Raw genomic sequence first — 499 nt, 5'->3', positions numbered from 1 at the left:
GCTAAGGCCCCATGAAAATGGTCGGGAAGACAGGATTCGAACCTGCGACCCCATGGTCCCAAACCATGTGCTCTACCAAGCTGAGCTACTTCCCGATTTCCTATCTATTCTATTAAGAGATATGGCGCGCCCGAGAGGAGTCGAACCCCTAACCTTTTGATCCGTAGTCAAACGCTCTATCCAATTGAGCTACGGGCGCAATTAAATTTATAATATCCCGTTGGGATAAATGGAGCGGAAGACGGGATTCGAACCCGCGACCCCCACCTTGGCAAGGTGGTGTTCTACCACTGAACTACTTCCGCATATCGCAATAAAAAAAGCTTTCTCCTTTTTGAGAAACCTTAGTAATAATACATTTAATAAAGCTTCCAAGCGGGCTCGAACCGCTGACCTCTTCCTTACCATGGAAGTGCTCTACCTGCTGAGCTATGGAAGCAATGGCTCCGCAGGTAGGATTCGAACCTACGACCGATCGGTTAACAGCCGATAGCTCTAC

4 tRNA genes are annotated in these 499 nt (G+C 48.5%); all 4 read right to left on the bottom strand.

Annotated features, from left to right (window positions below):
• Positions 1-18: 18 nt before the first annotated feature.
• The 4 genes from RVS70_RS22105 to RVS70_RS22090 all read right to left on the bottom strand — a co-directional run bounded on the left by RVS70_RS22105 (position 19) and on the right by RVS70_RS22090 (position 439).
• Positions 19-95: transfer RNA gene (locus RVS70_RS22105), tRNA-Pro, on the bottom strand.
• 27 nt (positions 96-122) lie between these two features.
• Positions 123-199: transfer RNA gene (locus tag RVS70_RS22100), tRNA-Arg, on the bottom strand.
• Positions 200-230: 31 nt separating this feature from the next.
• Positions 231-305: transfer RNA gene (locus RVS70_RS22095), tRNA-Gly, on the bottom strand.
• Between the two features lie 61 nt (positions 306-366).
• Positions 367-439 (bottom strand) — tRNA-Thr (locus RVS70_RS22090).
• Between the last annotated feature and the right edge of the window lie 60 nt (positions 440-499).

This window comes from Virgibacillus sp. M23 (assembly GCF_034190895.1).
Classification (GTDB): domain Bacteria; phylum Bacillota; class Bacilli; order Bacillales; family Amphibacillaceae; genus Virgibacillus; species Virgibacillus salarius.
This window is presented reverse-complemented; position numbering and strand designations above follow the sequence as displayed.